Below are 16,055 nucleotides of genomic sequence, written 5' to 3' on the forward strand. Positions count from 1 at the left end.
GCGTAGGGGGAAATATAATGTTAAGAGCAATGTACTCAGGAATCAGTGGATTGAAGAACTTCCAATCAAAGCTAGACGTCGTCGGGAACAACATCGCCAACGTCAACACGTTCGGATATAAAAAAGGTCGCGTCACATTCAAAGACCTTGTCAGTCAACAAGTCGGTAGTGCATCGGGTGGTAACGGAACGACTGCAGGGGGGATTAACCCGAAAGAAATCGGACTAGGTGGTACGATGGCAACGGTCGATAACGTGTACAACCAAGGGGCCATGCAAAATACAGGGCGTGCCCTTGATGTTGGAATTTCAGGTGAAGGTTTTTATGTAACACGAACTGAAAATGGATTCCAATATACTCGTGCAGGTAACTTTTATACTGACAATGATGGAAACCTTGTCACTGGGGACGGGACGTTCTTACTAGCTTCTCGTACAGCGACACCACCAGCTGGAACTCCACCACTTAATTCTGTTGAAACCGCAATTGCACCATACGATCCTACGGTAACTCCTGGTCCAGCAGATGGATATGGCCGTATTCAGATTCCTCCAACTGCCAAAGCGATTTCGGTTGCAAAAGACGGTAAAGTCAGCTTTGTAGATGATGCAGGTAAATTACAAGTTGCGGGTTATATTGTCACAGCAAACTTCGCGAACAATGCGGGTCTTTCAAAGACTGGGGCAAACAACTTTTCTGAATCACAAAACTCAGGTGTACCGCAGATTGGAGTCCCAGGAGCAGAAGGTAGAGGAACACTCGTCTCAGGTGCGCTTGAAATGTCAAACGTTGACCTCTCTGAAGAGTTCACAGAAATGATTGTGGCACAACGTGGTTTCCAGGCGAATACACGTATTATTACAACTTCAGACGAGATTCTTCAAGAGCTCGTTAACTTGAAACGCTGATGATTCGCGTCACGGCATTTCAAGGTGAGGAGTTCGTGCTCAACGCCCTGCTCATCGAAACGGTGAAAGCAGAGCCCGACACGATTATCCAATTGTTTAATGGCAAAACGTATCTCGTGAAAGAAACGAAAAATCAAATCATTGAACGAACCGAATTTTTTTACCGTTCAATTGGTTTAGTCGGAACGATGTTCACAAGAGGTGAAGAAGATGAGTGAAGAAGAAAAGAAAAAAGGTGGCGGCCTGAAGGTCGTGATTATCTTGCTAGTCGTCCTGCTCGTCATGGGCGGGGCCGGGTTCATGACCTACAAATACGTCTTCGGTGATAACGTCACTGCTAAAACGAAACCGGTCACGGCTGAAGAGTTGGCAGAACGTAGTTTCATGACAGATGATATGACGACAAACATTCAAGACGAGCGTTTCATCAACGTTCAATTTACGATTGTCACTGATGCAGCTGAAACAAAAGAGAATTTAGAACTGCGCAAGTTCCAAGTGCATAACGTTATTCTTGGCGATTTGGCTGGCATGACCAAAGCACAGTTGACGACGAAAGAAGATATGCAAAAGTTCGAACAAACATTACGAGAACAACTTAACGGACTGCTTGAAGAAGGTGAAGTCCAGCGCGTCTATATGACGAAGAAAATTATTCAGTGAGGTGGCATCATGGGAGAAGTACTGTCTCAACAAGAAATTGATGCCTTACTATCTGCTCTAAGCAGTGGGGATGTCGAAGCGGATTCCTTTCTCGCACAAGAGGAAGAGAAAAAAGTTCGACAATACGACTTCAAGCGAGCCGTTCGATTTTCTAAAGATCAAATTCGTAGTTTAACTCGGATTCACGAGCACTTCACTCGCATGTTAACGACATTTTTCTCGGCCCAGCTTCGCACATATGTTCAATTTTCGGTCAACTCGGTCGAACAATTACCGTACGATGAATTCATTCATTCTATTCCGAGTATGACGATGATCAATTTGATTGAAGCGCCACCGCTCAACGGTCGGTTCATCATCGAGGTCAACCCGAACATTTCGTATGCGATGTTAGACCGCTTACTTGGTGGTCCGGGTGTCGAGGTGGATAAAATCGAATCGTTCACTGAAATCGAGATGCGGATTTTGACGCAATTGTACAAGCGTGCCTTTTCAAGTTATGGGGATGCATGGGAATCGATTGCAGAGATTAAAGCAGAAATGTCTGCTGTTGAAGTGAATCCGCAGTTCTTGCAACTCGTTTCACCAAACGAGACGGTCGTGTTGATCTCGATTGGAGTGACGATTGGGGAAGTGAGTGGGACAATCAACGTCTGTCTCCCATTCGTGACAATCGAACCTGTTTTATCCAAACTTTCGAGTCATTATTGGATGCAGGAAGCGAATCGTCGGAATGCGAGCGAATCGAGTAAAGAACCGCTCAAAGCCCAGTTGATGAGCTCGGCGGTCGAGGTTGTCTCTTTACTCGGTGAGACGACAATTACGTTTGGAGATTTACTGCATCTAGAAGTTGGAGATTGTTTGGCACTTGATCAATTAGCAAAAGAACCTCTATCCGTCATGGTGGGAGAAAATAGAGTATTTAAAGGGCAAGTCGGTGTGAGCGGGAAGCGAATGGCTGTGCAAGTGCTTCACCGTGTGAAGGAGGAAGAGCAATGAGTGAGATGCTGTCACAAGATGAAATTGACGCGTTATTACGTGGAACAAGCGACAATACGCCGACGTCGGAAGTCGAAGTGAAAGAAGAACATTTAGATTCGATGGAGAGCGACGCACTTGGGGAAATTGGTAACATTTCGTTCGGCAACTCGGCAACGGCCTTGTCGACATTACTACAACAAAAAGTTGAAATCACGACACCGGTTGTCAGTGAAGTGACAATTGACGCCTTGCGTGAGCGTTACCCAACTCCTCACGTGGCCTTACGTGTTGGTTACACAGAAGGAATTAAAGGGGAGAACGTCCTCGTGTTGACTCGCGAAGATGCGGCCATCATTTCTGATCTTATGCTAGGTGGAACGGGTGAGAATGTAGACCCTGATAGTCTCGATGAGATTCGTTTATCGGCTGTTCAAGAAGCGATGAACCAGATGATGGGTGCGGCAGCAACGTCATTGTCGACGGTACTTTCGAAAAAAATCGACATTTCCCCACCACTTGTCGAAATATTTGATGCAACGAAGAATCAGACCATTATCGATCGGCTTGAACTTTGGGAAACAATGGTACTCATTGAATTCAATCTCAAAGTGGGCACATTGATTGACTCTAAAATCGTCCAGATTGCACCAATTCAGTTTGGAAAGCAATTGGTCGATGAGTTGATGAAAGCAACCGGGGAAGTAAAAGAACCGGTAAAAGAGCAACCGAAAGTGGAAGCACCAAAACCTCAAGCACAATCTGTTGCCCCGCAACCGGATAAGCAAAAGCCCATGCCTGAAGTGGCAGTGAGTCAGGCGGAATTTATGCCGCTCCAATCGTCGGCCTCACAAGATGCAGTCCCGGCGAACCTTGGTCTATTGTATGACGTTCCGTTGAACGTGACAGTAGAGTTAGGAAGAACGAAAAAATCCGTTCGGGAAGTGCTTGAGTTATCACAAGGTTCCATCATCGAACTCGACAAGCTAGCAGGTGAACCGGTCGATATTTATGTCAATCAACAACGAATCGCTAGAGGAGAAGTTGTTGTCATTGAAGAAAACTTTGGGGTACGTGTAACAGAAATTATTCAACCGCATGAGCGGATCGGAATCGTCTAAGGAGGAAATTAGAATGAGTGCAACAGTATTAGTAGTGGATGACGCAGCGTTCATGCGCATGATGATTAAAGATATTTTGACAAAGAACGGATATGACGTAGTAGGTGAGGCGGAGAACGGGGCGGACGCAATTGCGAGATACCGTGAACTCACACCGGATCTCGTCACACTCGATATTACGATGCCTGAGATGGACGGTTTGGCGGCTTTGAAAGAAATTCGCAGTTTTGACTCAAACGCTAAAATTATTATGTGTTCGGCGATGGGGCAACAAGCGATGGTCATTGATGCGATTCAAGCCGGTGCGAAAGATTTCATCGTCAAGCCGTTCAACGCAGAACGCGTCATCGAAGCAGTTTCTAAAACGGTCGCACAATGAAGCAATGGTGGTTGATTATTCTTCTCGTGGTCGGTCTCTTTGTTCCGACCACGGTTGAGGCCGCCACCGTAGACCAACAATTCGAGCAACAACAGACAGATGAAGTGGAAAGTAAAGTTCCAACGACAGCGTCAACGATTGGCAATGGCGTGAAAGTCGTGTTAAGTCTCGTTGTCGTGGTCGGCGGTTTCATCGTCTTGATGCGTTGGCTCAGTTCAAAAACACAAGGCGTGAAAGCGACTCAACATATGAAACATCTCGGAGGTGTCCCTCTCGGAAAAGATCGCTCTGTCCAGCTCGTGAAGCTCGGAGACCAAGTGTACGTCCTTGGTGTAGGTGACTCGATTCAACTGATTGATCGACTCGATGCGGAAGCGGTGGATGACGAGCAAACAGAGTCCTTGTCACTCCGAACGTCAAATTCGAATGCATTTTTAGACACCTTTAAGAAACAACTTGCTCAGCTAGAAGAAGTGAGGAAGAAATCATGACAACGTTTGAGCAATTAATCAATTTAGAAACACCGGACAGTACGTCGACATCCATCAAGTTATTGATTTTGTTAACGTTACTGACGCTTGCACCATCCTTTTTAATCTTGATGACCTGTTTCACCCGGGTCGTGGTCGTCCTGTCATTCATTCGACCAGCGCTCGGTACACAGCAAACCCCGCCAAACCAATTGATTGTCGGATTGGCATTGTTTATCACACTGTTCGTCATGTCGCCGGTTCTCTCTGACTTAAACGAGAACGCTTTGAAGCCTTACCTCGATGACAAGATCTCACAAGATGAGGCGTTCGATGAGGCGAGTGGGACGATGAAGGCATTCATGTCGAAATATACGAGACAAGAGGATTTGCAATTGTTTTTGAAGTATGGGAATTACGACCAGCCTGAAACACTTGATGATGTACCGCTTCTCGCTTTGGTACCTGCTTACGCGATCAGTGAGTTGAAGACCGCATTCCAAATCGGCTTCATGATCTTCTTACCGTTTTTAATCATTGATATGGTCGTCGCAAGTGTCCTCATGTCGATGGGGATGATGATGCTTCCACCGGTTATGATCGCACTACCGTTTAAATTATTACTGTTTGTATTGGTCGATGGTTGGCACTTGATTGTGGAATCATTGCTTAGAAGTATGTAGGGGGAACGGACATGACACAAGAAATGGTCATCTATTTGGCAACAGAGAGTGTGTGGACATTATTAAAAATTGCAATGCCACTTTTACTCATCTCACTGATTGTCGGTCTCGTGATCTCGATTTTACAGGCCACGACTCAAATTCAAGAACAGACATTATCGTTCGTCCCAAAAATCATCTCAGTCTTTATTGGACTGGTTATATTCGGACCATGGATGCTTCAACAGATTGAAGGGTTCACCCGATTGATCTTCGAGCTAATGGTTGAGGTTGCGTCGAAATGAATGCAGTCGATTTCATCAGTATGTATGGGTTAACGTTCGCGCGACTGTCTGGCTTTTTTGTCAGTGTCCCGTTGTTCTCGACGAAGCAGTTACCGGTCATGCATCGCGTGGGGTTCAGTGCGTTTTTAGCGTATTACGCGATGTTCACATTGACCGAGCCGATACAAATGACCAATGGGTTTGTGTTGCAAGTGGTATATGAGGTCGTAATCGGACTATTGCTCGGATTATTGATCAATATTCTCTTCTTTGCTCCGCAAATTGCCGGTGGGGTGATCGATTTACAACTCGGTTTGGCAATGGCTTCCGCGTATGATCCGATGTTTGGAGGGCAATCGCCATTGATCGGACGATTTTATTATATTTTTACGCTATTCATTTTATTGACGAGTAACTTGCATCTTCTGCTGATTGATGGTATTTACTATAGTTTTCAAATCTACCCACCCGGTCAACCGATGATCAACTTTACCGAAGCCTCGCTCATGATGGCCGTAAAAGTCGTCACGATGACGATGATGGTCGCATTACAGTTAGCGTTACCGATGATGGCGTCTTTATTACTTGTTGATTTAGCACTTGGTTTTTTGGCGAAGTCGGCACCGCAGTTCAATATCTTTGCTATTGGTTTTTCATTCAAACTCATTGCCGGGTTCTCCGTCATGGTCTTGTTGTTAGGGCTGACACTGACATCAATTAGCCAGTTCATTCCGCTGCTTCAAGAAGTGATGCACGATTTTATGCTTATACTAGGAGACGCGTCATGAAGAAGCCTCTATACCCTTTATCGGTCAATCTACAGTTTTTTGCAGGTGAAAAAACAGAAAAAGCGACACCGCGTAAACGAGAGGATTCTCGCAAGAAAGGGCAAGTCGCTAAGTCTGCGGATTTGACTGGAGCGTTTGCGCTCTTTGTAATGTTCCTCATGTTATCGTTTTTTGGGCCATTTATCGGTCAACAATTACTTTCGTTGATTGGAGATTTACTCAGTCCGGAATATTTATTGTTCAATGTGACTGGAGGCATGTCGGATATGGTGGTCGATTTGATGCTGCGCGTTGGATTGATTTTAGCACCATTCTTTATCGTTGCCGTCGTGTTTGGGATTTTGATCAACTACCTCCAAATTGGAGCGCTATTTTCGTTAGAGGCCATTCAGCCGAAGCTCGAGCGGATTGACCCGATTAAAGGGGTGAAACGCATCGTCAGTATGAAAGCGGTCGTCGAATTTTTAAAGTCCTTATTCAAATTTTTAATCATCCTGACAACCGCAGTTGCTGTCCTTTGGCAAAATCAAAAAGAATTGTCTCGCATGGCCGTCGAACAGATTCGAGAATCGATTATCGCACTCGCGAGTATTACGATTCAGCTTGGACTTTGGGTGAGTGTCGCTTTACTCGCACTTGCGTTACTTGACTTTTTCTATCAACGTTTTGATTTCGAAAAATCGATTCGAATGTCAAAGCAAGATATTAAAGATGAATACAAAAATTCCGAAGGTGATCCACTCATTAAATCAAAGATCAAACAGCAGCAACGAGAAATGGCGATGCGACGTATGATGCAAGAAATTCCAAATGCAGACGTCGTCATCACGAACCCGACCCATTACGCGGTCGTCATTCGATATGACGATACGAAAGACTTTGCACCACTCGTTGTCGCAAAAGGTGTCGACCGAGTCGCCTTTCATATTCGAGATGTAGCAAAAGAACATGACGTGGCGATTGTAGAGAATAAGCCGCTCGCACGAGCACTCTATGCGCAAATCGACATCGGTGAGGTGGTAGATGAGTCGTTTTATCAAGCGATTGCGGAAGTTCTCGCATTCGTCTACCAAATGAAGCAACCGTCTTGAGGAGGAGTATGTGTTGGCAGTAAAAGCGAAAGACTTTGCAATTTTGATTGGCGTCTTGATGATTGTCATTATGCTAATCATCCCGTTACCGGGCTTTTTATTAGATTTTTTAATCATCGTAAATATATTAATCGCGATCATGATTTTACTTGTAGCGATGAATGCCAGGGAAGCACTCGACTTCTCCGTATTCCCTTCTCTCTTATTGATTGTGACGTTGTTTCGTCTCGGGTTGAACGTATCGACGACTCGTTCGATTCTTTCGAACGGGTACGGTGGGGAAGTCATCGCGACATTCGGTGACTTTGTAATCGGCGGGAACGTCCTTGTCGGGTTCGTCGTCTTCCTGATTCTCGTCATCATTCAATTCGTCGTCATCACGAAGGGTGCGGAACGTGTGTCTGAAGTATCTGCACGTTTTACGCTCGATGCGATGCCAGGGAAACAGATGGCCATCGATGCCGACTTGAACTCTGGGTTGATTGATGACAAAGAGGCTCAGATTCGTCGCCGTAAAATTCAAAGTGAAGCCGACTTTTATGGGTCGATGGATGGTGCCTCGAAGTTCGTTAAAGGGGATGCCATCGCTGGGATTATTATTGTAACAATCAACTTGATTTTTGGAATTATCATCGGTGTCGCTCAAATGGGTTTACCGGTTGGACAAGCGTTTCAAACGTTCTCACTCATGACGATTGGGGACGGGCTAGTCAGTCAAATCCCGGCTCTCTTAATTTCAACAGCGACTGGGATTATCGTGACCCGTGCCGTCTCGGACGGGAACTTAGGAGAAGATGTGATTGACCAGCTCGGTCAAAACCCGGCGCTGCTCTATATCGCAGGCTCGATCGTCTTCATGCTTGGATTCGTGTCACCACCACTTCTTCCGGTAACGATGATTATCGCTGGTACCGCGTTCTTCGGTGCCTATACGATGCGACGTAACATCCGTCAGGCAACGGAAGAACCGATGATCGAGGAAGAACCTTCAACAGCACCGACTGAGTCGGTTGTCTCGTTGTTACAAATTGACTCGATTGAATTTGAATTCGGATATGGCTTGATTCCACTTGCGGACGAGTCGCAAGGTGGTGACCTGTTAGATCGGGTCGTCATGATTCGTCGTCAACTCGCACTCGAACTCGGGTTTATTTTACCGACTGTCCGGATTCGTGACCACTTGCAACTTTCACCGAACGCCTACCGAATTAAAGTGAAAGGGAATGTCGTCGCGGAAGGTGAGTTGCTGCTTGACCATTACTTGGCGATGAGTCCGGGGATTGAAGACCCTGAAGTATATGGGATTGAAACGACAGAACCGGCATTCGGGCTTCCTGCTCTTTGGATTGATGAGGAGACTCGGACGAGGGCAGAGATGAGCGGGTATACCGTTGTCGACCCCCCATCCGTTGTCGCGACACATTTAACAGAGACGCTGAAGAAACATGCCGCTGACTTACTCGGACGAGAAGAAACGAAGCAACTCGTCGAACATTTGAAGGAAACTCATCCGGTTCTAGTAGAAGATGTCACGCCATCGGTTCTCTCAATCGGCGAGATTCAAAAGGTGTTACGCCACTTGTTACAGGAAAATGTATCGATTCGAAACTTGCCTCTTTTGTTCGAGACGATGGCAGACTACGGAAAAGTGACGAAAGATGCAGAGATTCTTGGAGAGTATTGCCGTCAAGGCTTGTCACGTCAGTTGACCGATCAAGTGAAGCCTCCTGAGGGGCCGCTTTACGTGGTCACGCTCGGCGGTCAGACAGAACAAACCGTTCAAGAAGCGGTTCAGAAAACGGAGTTTGGGAACTATTTAGCCCTCGACCCGGAGCAAGCTCGGGAAATTATCGAACGTACGGGCGAGCAACTGTCCATGTTTGAACGGTATGGGGCATCGGCTGTGATTTTATGTTCACCGACAATTCGTCTATTCGTTCGACAATTGCTCGAACGGTATTATCCCGATGTTCCAGTGTTGGCATATAACGAATTACTCAGTTCCGTCGAAGTGAAAAGTATTGGGGTGATTTAAGATGCAGATTAAAAAGTTTACGGCTAAGACGATGGCAGAAGCGATGGCGAAAGTAAAACAAGAGCTCGGTGATGAAGCGGTCATCCTCAATTCACGACAAGTGAAGACCGGATGGTTCGGGCTCTTCGCCTCAAAGCAAGTGGAAGTCATTGCAGCGCTTGAAAAAGAACAAACGACCATACAGCCGCGGCAGTCTGTCCCGGTACGGACGGAATCTACGAAACCTGTAACACCTCAAACGCCACCTCCTCGCGTAGTTGGTGCACCGGCACCGAGGCTTCACTCTTCACTGCGACACGTTGAATCGTTACTCTCGACAGGGTCATTTGAAGATGAATCATGGGAAGAGACACTGAACGAGTTGTACTATACGACAAAATCCATAGAAGAGGTCGAACGATATGTGTACGAACGAGTCAAATCGTCCTTCATTGAACCACCGGATGCCAAACGATATGTAATGGTCGTTGGACCGACGGGGGTTGGGAAGACAACGACGCTTGCTAAACTTGCAGCGCACTTCAAGTTGAAGGAAGGCAAGACGGTCGGCTTGATCACGACCGATACGTATCGAATCGCAGCGATTGAACAGTTGAAAACGTATGCTGAAATCATGAGTATTCCGGTCGAGGTGGCGTATGACTTTCATGATTTTAAACGGGCGAAGCAATTATTTGCCCGTAAAGATATCGTATTGATTGACACGGCGGGACGGAATTTCCGTGATCCTGCATATGTGGAACAATTTCATGAGCATCATGACTTTACAGAAACGAGTCTTTCACTCGTGTTGAGTTTGACTTCAAAAATGAAAGACATGGACATGATCTATTCCCAGTTTGAATCGTTGCCCCTCAGCTCGCTCATCTTTACGAAAGCGGACGAAACGAGTGATATCCATGCGATGTACCGCATGGTGAAAAAGAGTGGTCTGCCGGTCGCATGGATGACGGATGGTCAAGAAGTGCCGGATGATTTGATTCGAGGACATGCGGACGCATTGACGAAACGACTGTTCGAGAAAGAAGGGTGGGCAAGATGGACCAAGCAAGGCGTTTAAGAGCAATTAATGGTGCCCATCCGACGACGATTGCCTTTGCGAGTGGAAAAGGCGGAGTCGGAAAAACGAACGTATGCGTCAACACAGCAATCGCCTTAGCCGAGCTCGGGAAACGGGTGTTGATTGTCGACTTTGACATTGGTATGGCCAACGTTCATATTCTTATGAATGCAATGAAGTCCAGAACGATGATTGAGTCTGTCAAAGCTCGTATTCCGTTGGCTTCAGCTGTTCAGAAAAATGTGTATGGTGTCGATATATTACATGGAGGGAGTGGGCAGGACCAACTCGTCCATCTCTCAGATGATGACATGCAATTTCTCATGCGAGAACTCGAAGTACTGACCGAATATGATTACGTCCTTTTCGATATGGGGGCTGGAGCGACGGACACTTCGCTCCAATTTATTGCCGGGTGTGATGAGATGTTTTTAATCTTGACTCCTGAGCCTACCTCGTTAATGGATGGTTATGCATATACGAAACTGGTGCATCATCAGTATCCTGACTTACCGCTAGGCGTCATCGTCAACCGAGCTCAGTCTGGTGAGGAAGCACTTCAATGTTTCGAACGGATGGAAGTCGCATGCAAACAGTTTTTAAATAAAACGATTCGATTCCTCGGCTTTCTACCAGATGACGCATCTGTCAGAAAGGCAGTCATCGCACAAGTCCCGTTTTATCAATACAATCGAAAAAGTGATATTAGCTGGCGGCTCGAACGAATTTTGACAACGCTTACGGGGACGCCGCCGAAACCACGTCACTTGATGAATCGTTTGATGGGGAATTTAAGGAAACAGTGGAACCGAGTATAACGACAGGGAGGTAATAGAGATGGACGTGAACGAATACTTAGGGTTGTTTTTAGATGAGTCCCAAGAACATATCCAATCAATCAACACGCAATTACTTAAATTGGAGCAAACAGGCGGCGCAGATGTCGTACAAGAGATTTTCCGGTCTGCACATACCTTGAAAGGTATGTCTTCGACGATGGGATATGAACGAGTCGCAAATTTGACACACGAGATGGAAAGTGCGCTCGACCTCGTGCGGGGCGGTAAAAAAGAAAGTAACCAATTATTGTTGGATACGATGTTCATCGCTATGGAACAGATGGAGGACATGATTGCAGACATCGAAAGCGGAGGAAAGGGAGCGAACGTGGATGTTTCTGAAACGGTCGCCGGATTCCAATCATTCATCGGTGGTAAAGAGGCTGTAGTCGAACAAACGTCAGAGACAAATACGTTCGAAGTCGATCTGTATACGAATTCGGTCATCGATCAAGCGAAACAATCTGGATTTGAAGCATATCAAATCACTGTCAAATTATCAGAAGCTGTTGTGTTGAAAGCGGCACGGGCGTATATGGTATTTGATCGCCTCCAAGAGTTGGGTGAAGTCGTACGTACGTACCCTGAGACAGAAGAGATTGAACAAGAACAATTCGATTTGTCGTTTGACGTCTTATTCCTATCGCAGGAGACGACAGAAATGATTGAACACGCCATCGCCCAAGTATCAGAAGTAGAACGCGTTGAAGTTAGTACGTTCACAGAAAAGTCCGACAGTGAACCAGAAGTCGCTGTGACGGCTGAGACGATTGCCCCCGAACCAATCGTACAAAGTGTTCCGGATAAGGAAGAATCGAAAGACGCGAAGGACGGAAAAGAGCAAGCGGCAGCACAGGCTCAAGCAAAAACGATTCGCGTCAACTTAGAACGCATCGACCGACTCATGAACTTGTTCGAAGAATTCATCATCGATCGCGGACGATTAGAGCGCTTAGCTGATGAAGTTGGTCAACCTGAATTAAATGAAACGGTCGAAAAAATCAAACGTGGAACGAACGAATTGCAATCACTCGTCTTGACTCTCCGTATGATGCCGATTGAGCAAGTGTTCAATCGCTTTCCACGTATGGTTCGCTCGGTCGCAAAAGAAATCCACAAGAAAGTACAGCTGGATATCTCTGGTGCAGAAACAGAACTTGATCGCACGGTCATCGATGAGATTGGCGACCCACTCGTTCACTTGATTCGGAATGCGATTGACCATGGAATCGAACGTCCAGAAGCGCGTCTTCAAGCCGGGAAACCAGAGCAAGGTATGCTATCTTTACGCGCTTATCATGGCGGAAACCGCGTCTTTATAGAGATTGAGGATGACGGCGCAGGTATTAACGTCGACAAGGTTCGTTCGAAAGCGTTGGAACGTGGTGTCATCACGGATGATGAAGCGACGGCGATGTCTGAGAACGAATTGGCGATGCTCATCTTTGCTCCAGGTTTCTCGACGGCAGACGTGGTGACTGACCTGTCAGGACGTGGGGTTGGACTCGATGTTGTCAAAAATAAAATTGAGTCACTCGGTGGTGTCGTTTCCTTAGAGACGGTCACAGGGCAAGGTACGAAATTCCAAGTTAGTTTACCGCTCACTCTCTCGATCATCTCGGCGATGCTCGTACAAGTTGGCGAGGAGTCTTACGCAATTCCGTTGACATCAATTCTTGAGACGACATTACTCGATGAAGCAGATATTTTAACAGCACATCGTGAGCGGGTCTTTGACTTCCGAGGTCAATTGGTCCCACTCGTTTACTTGAAAGAAATGTTTGAGATTGAATCGGAAACAAAATCGCAATTCCCGGTTGTCGTTGTTCGTAAAGGCAATAAACTCGTCGGAGTCGTCGTCAATGATTTGATTGGCCAACAAGAAATTGTCATGAAACCGCTCGGTACGTATCTTGAAGGGATTCCGGCTATCTCTGGGGCGACCATTCTCGGTGACGGTCGAGTCGCCCTTATCGTAGATAGTAATGATCTCTTTTAAGGAGGAATATTGATGGAACAGAAATGGGTAGTCTTTTCACTTGAAGAAAATACGTATGGGATCGACGTGCAATCGGTACGTTCAATTGAGCGTCTTCAGCCAATCACACGGGTCCCGAACGCACCATCACATGTCAAAGGGGTCATCAACCTTCGAGGTGTCGTCACACCGGTCATCGACCTTCGTTTACGCTTAGGTTATGAAGAAATTGAGCCAACAGACGAAACAAGAATCTTAATCGCCTCTTTGAATCAGGGAGACGCAGGGTTCATCGTCGACCGTGCGAACGAAGTTGTCGAAAGCGATGAAGTACGGATTGAGCCGATTCCAGAATCGAGCCGCGATATGATTTCAGCACATTTGACAGCGATTGCCAAAGGAGAAGACAAACTCTTCTCTCTGATCGATGCGAATGCATTGTTCGAGGAACAGTATGCTGAGTGAGTTTGAACAAGATCTGTTAAAGGAACTGGGAAATATAGGGTCTGGACATGCGGCCACTGCCTTGTCCGCCATGTTAGCGAAGCCGGTGAACATTACCGTGTCCTCTGCTGAGATGGAACCGATTATGTATTTACCTGATCGAGTGGGTGGTCCGGAGCGGCATGTCGCCTCCGTATTATTGGAATTAGATGGTGAGATTCGCGGAATGATCCTCATCTTGTTCGCAGTTGAAGACGCTGAACAGATGGTATCCACGTTAATCGGAATGCCCTACTCATTTGACTCTGGTGATGTACTCGGTCAATCGGCATGGGAAGAAGTTGGGAATATCATGAGCGGTGCATACGCCCGGGCACTTGGCGATTGGTTACAGACACCGATTATGATTCAAGTACCGGCAACGGCAATCGATATGGCAGGGTCCATCGTCGAATTTGTCGTCACATCGGTCCAACCCGAAGAGGATGCAGCGCTCTATATTGATACGACATTTATGATCGATCAAAAAGTAAGTGCAGGACATGTGTTGTTCCTACCGACACATGGGTCGCTCAAACGGATTCAAGAACGGTTGCTTAGAAATGGCTGATGTATTAAAAATTGGCATTGCCGAATGGAAACAGACAACTGCGCCGAATCGGTTACGTACAGCCGGTCTCGGATCGTGTGTGGGTATCATCTTGTATGATACCCGCCTCCAATTGGCGGCAATGGCCCATGTGATGTTACCGGACTCGGCGATTGCTCGAAAGAATCAAACGATTGAAGTAGGAAAATATGCGGACACCGCCATTGATACGCTCGTACAGTCTTTAAAACGAGAAGGTGCGACAAGACTTCAAGCCAAAATGGCAGGCGGCGCACAGATGTTTCAATTTAAATATGAGAACGAAGCGATGCGAATCGGTGAGCGAAACGCCGAAGCGATTCGCCAAGCATTAAAAGTTCATCGCATCCCGCTCGTGGCGGAAGATTGTGGTGGACATAACGGACGAACGATTGAATTTGACGTTGCCACATCAATTTTATCGATTCGGACGGTGAGCGTGGGTACGAAAGAACTATAAGGGGGGATCGACATGACGACTCATCTTACACAGTTGTGGGATCGCTGGAATACGGACCGTGATATGGATACAGCAAACGAACTACTAGCACATTACGAGTTTCTAATCCACTACCACGTACAACGGATGATCGTGACGCTTCCAAAGAGCGTCGAACGCGACGAATTGAAAAGTTTGGGTTACATGGGATTGTACGATGCCCTTATGAAATATGATCCAGAGCATAATAATAAATTTGATACGTATGCCGCTTTTCGGATTCGGGGAGCCATTATCGACGGGTTACGAAAAATTGATTGGTTGCCTCGTTCAGTCCGGGAAAAAGTAAAAAAAATCGACCACGTGGCAGAACAGCTTGAACAATCGTTGCATCGTGCTCCTACAAAAAGTGAATTAGCGAGTGCTTGTGGCCTTTCGGTTTCAGAGATTGAACGGACGATGGCAGAAGGGTATTTTGCGAATATGTTATCGATTGACGAAGCTGTGACATTGCAGGAAGAAGGGAAAGTCATGTCTGTCACATACTTTGACCCTGATTCCGAAAAACCGGAAGATACGCTGTTGCAGCGAGAGTTGATTGACGTGCTTGCGGCAGAAATTGATCATTTGTCTGAAAAAGAACGACTTGTTGTTTCATTATTTTATTTTGATGAATTGACATTGACCGAGATTGGTGAGGTGCTAGAACTTTCGACATCCCGTATCTCGCAAATTCACTCGAAAGCTCTGAAGACGTTAAAAAATGCGCTTGGGCGGTCCTATCTTGAAGAAAAAACATCGTGAGGAGATGAACAAGTGTATATTGTATATGTGATGACTGCTTGTTTGGTTGCTTACGGTTTTTTGTTCGGTTACCGCCAAGTTCAAATATTACAAGAGCGGGTAGAACGGCTCGAAAGAGAGAAGCAGGAGACAGAAACATTACTTCTTTCTTTCATGGAGTCGATGAACGATCTCGTCGCTTCGGAGCCACCTGAACGCGAACTAAAGATTCAAGAAGAAAGTTTACCTTTAACATCTGTTGAAGAGTCCAATGAGTCATTGAAAACAACGACAGATGAAACAAAATCGTCTGCGTCGGTTGACGTAGACGATGTCTTGTTACGGCATTCGGTCAGAGATGCTGCCAGAATCCTCGGAAAAGGCGAAGGAGAACTGGCTCTATATGCGAAACTTCGTAAAAAGTGAGAGTTGCCGGAACTCAAGACATATGCTATAGTAGTTCTCGGTGTTAAACACATCACACACGTCTCGGGATCATATTCCT

General features: G+C 46.2%; 20 protein-coding genes. All 20 read left to right on the forward strand.

Translation table 11 applies throughout. The features are described from left to right. The first annotated feature begins 17 nt into the window (after positions 1 to 17). From flgG to KNO98_RS00765, 20 genes are read left to right on the forward strand one after another with little or no spacing between them, the layout of a single operon-like run. Positions 18 to 908, forward strand: coding sequence for a flagellar basal body rod protein FlgG (gene flgG, locus KNO98_RS00670; protein WP_026826243.1), 891 nt, complete (start codon positions 18 to 20; stop codon positions 906 to 908). Continuing rightward, on the forward strand, positions 908 to 1,126 hold the full coding sequence (locus KNO98_RS00675; RefSeq protein ID WP_214698219.1) for a flagellar FlbD family protein: 219 nt from the start codon (positions 908 to 910) through the stop codon (positions 1,124 to 1,126). The genes flgG and KNO98_RS00675 overlap by 1 nt, the downstream gene beginning before the upstream one ends. Further along, positions 1,119 to 1,571, forward strand: coding sequence for a flagellar basal body-associated FliL family protein (locus KNO98_RS00680; RefSeq protein ID WP_026826241.1), 453 nt, complete (start codon positions 1,119 to 1,121; stop codon positions 1,569 to 1,571). Before KNO98_RS00675 ends, KNO98_RS00680 begins: the two co-directional genes overlap by 8 nt. Before the next feature lie 9 nt (positions 1,572 to 1,580). Next, positions 1,581 to 2,570, forward strand: a complete 990-nt coding sequence (gene fliM, locus KNO98_RS00685) for a flagellar motor switch protein FliM (protein ID WP_214698222.1) — start codon at positions 1,581 to 1,583, stop codon at positions 2,568 to 2,570. After that, positions 2,567 to 3,670 (forward strand): flagellar motor switch phosphatase FliY, encoded by a 1,104-nt coding sequence (gene fliY, locus KNO98_RS00690; RefSeq protein WP_214698223.1) that lies wholly within the window; start codon positions 2,567 to 2,569, stop codon positions 3,668 to 3,670. The genes fliM and fliY overlap by 4 nt, the downstream gene beginning before the upstream one ends. Before the next feature lie 13 nt (positions 3,671 to 3,683). After that, complete coding sequence (locus tag KNO98_RS00695; RefSeq protein ID WP_214698225.1) at positions 3,684 to 4,049, forward strand: response regulator; 366 nt, start codon at positions 3,684 to 3,686, stop codon at positions 4,047 to 4,049. Further along, positions 4,046 to 4,540, forward strand: a complete 495-nt coding sequence (locus KNO98_RS00700; RefSeq protein WP_214698226.1) for a flagellar biosynthetic protein FliO — start codon at positions 4,046 to 4,048, stop codon at positions 4,538 to 4,540. Before KNO98_RS00695 ends, KNO98_RS00700 begins: the two co-directional genes overlap by 4 nt. Next, a complete protein-coding gene (gene fliP, locus KNO98_RS00705; RefSeq protein ID WP_026826236.1) occupies positions 4,537 to 5,202 on the forward strand; it encodes a flagellar type III secretion system pore protein FliP in 666 nt (221 codons plus the stop codon). Before KNO98_RS00700 ends, fliP begins: the two co-directional genes overlap by 4 nt. A gap of 11 nt (positions 5,203 to 5,213) precedes the next feature. Then, positions 5,214 to 5,486 (forward strand): flagellar biosynthesis protein FliQ, encoded by a 273-nt coding sequence (gene fliQ, locus KNO98_RS00710; RefSeq protein WP_026826235.1) that lies wholly within the window; start codon positions 5,214 to 5,216, stop codon positions 5,484 to 5,486. Then, a complete protein-coding gene (gene fliR, locus KNO98_RS00715) occupies positions 5,483 to 6,253 on the forward strand; it encodes a flagellar biosynthetic protein FliR (protein ID WP_026826234.1) in 771 nt (256 codons plus the stop codon). Before fliQ ends, fliR begins: the two co-directional genes overlap by 4 nt. Then, positions 6,250 to 7,344: a flagellar biosynthesis protein FlhB gene (gene flhB, locus KNO98_RS00720; RefSeq protein WP_026826233.1), complete on the forward strand. Its 1,095-nt coding sequence runs from the start codon at positions 6,250 to 6,252 to the stop codon at positions 7,342 to 7,344. The genes fliR and flhB overlap by 4 nt, the downstream gene beginning before the upstream one ends. 13 nt (positions 7,345 to 7,357) lie before the next feature. Then, the gene (gene flhA / locus KNO98_RS00725) at positions 7,358 to 9,379 is read left to right on the forward strand and encodes a flagellar biosynthesis protein FlhA (protein WP_026826232.1); all 2,022 of its coding nucleotides are present in this window, start codon (positions 7,358 to 7,360) and stop codon (positions 9,377 to 9,379) included. A 1-nt stretch (position 9,380) separates the two neighbouring features. Continuing rightward, positions 9,381 to 10,439: a flagellar biosynthesis protein FlhF gene (locus KNO98_RS00730; RefSeq protein WP_214698228.1), complete on the forward strand. Its 1,059-nt coding sequence runs from the start codon at positions 9,381 to 9,383 to the stop codon at positions 10,437 to 10,439. Further along, positions 10,418 to 11,257 carry a MinD/ParA family protein gene (locus tag KNO98_RS00735; RefSeq protein ID WP_034771109.1) on the forward strand — a complete coding sequence of 280 codons (840 nt, stop codon included), beginning with the start codon at positions 10,418 to 10,420 and terminating at the stop codon, positions 11,255 to 11,257. Before KNO98_RS00730 ends, KNO98_RS00735 begins: the two co-directional genes overlap by 22 nt. A gap of 19 nt (positions 11,258 to 11,276) precedes the next feature. Beyond that, the gene (locus tag KNO98_RS00740; protein WP_214698230.1) at positions 11,277 to 13,277 is read left to right on the forward strand and encodes a chemotaxis protein CheA; all 2,001 of its coding nucleotides are present in this window, start codon (positions 11,277 to 11,279) and stop codon (positions 13,275 to 13,277) included. 12 nt (positions 13,278 to 13,289) lie between these two features. Further along, positions 13,290 to 13,721, forward strand: a complete 432-nt coding sequence (locus KNO98_RS00745; RefSeq protein WP_026826228.1) for a chemotaxis protein CheW — start codon at positions 13,290 to 13,292, stop codon at positions 13,719 to 13,721. Next, complete coding sequence (locus KNO98_RS00750) at positions 13,711 to 14,310, forward strand: chemotaxis protein CheC (RefSeq protein ID WP_026826227.1); 600 nt, start codon at positions 13,711 to 13,713, stop codon at positions 14,308 to 14,310. Before KNO98_RS00745 ends, KNO98_RS00750 begins: the two co-directional genes overlap by 11 nt. Beyond that, positions 14,303 to 14,788, forward strand: coding sequence for a chemotaxis protein CheD (locus tag KNO98_RS00755; protein ID WP_026826226.1), 486 nt, complete (start codon positions 14,303 to 14,305; stop codon positions 14,786 to 14,788). Before KNO98_RS00750 ends, KNO98_RS00755 begins: the two co-directional genes overlap by 8 nt. Before the next feature lie 12 nt (positions 14,789 to 14,800). Continuing rightward, positions 14,801 to 15,571, forward strand: a complete 771-nt coding sequence (locus tag KNO98_RS00760; RefSeq protein WP_026826225.1) for a FliA/WhiG family RNA polymerase sigma factor — start codon at positions 14,801 to 14,803, stop codon at positions 15,569 to 15,571. A gap of 12 nt (positions 15,572 to 15,583) precedes the next feature. Further along, positions 15,584 to 15,976: a hypothetical protein gene (locus KNO98_RS00765; RefSeq protein WP_214698232.1), complete on the forward strand. Its 393-nt coding sequence runs from the start codon at positions 15,584 to 15,586 to the stop codon at positions 15,974 to 15,976. The last annotated feature ends 79 nt before the right edge of the window (positions 15,977 to 16,055 follow it).

It is taken from the genome of Exiguobacterium sp. s57 (genome assembly GCF_018617685.1).
GTDB lineage: Bacteria > Bacillota > Bacilli > Exiguobacteriales > Exiguobacteriaceae > Exiguobacterium > Exiguobacterium marinum.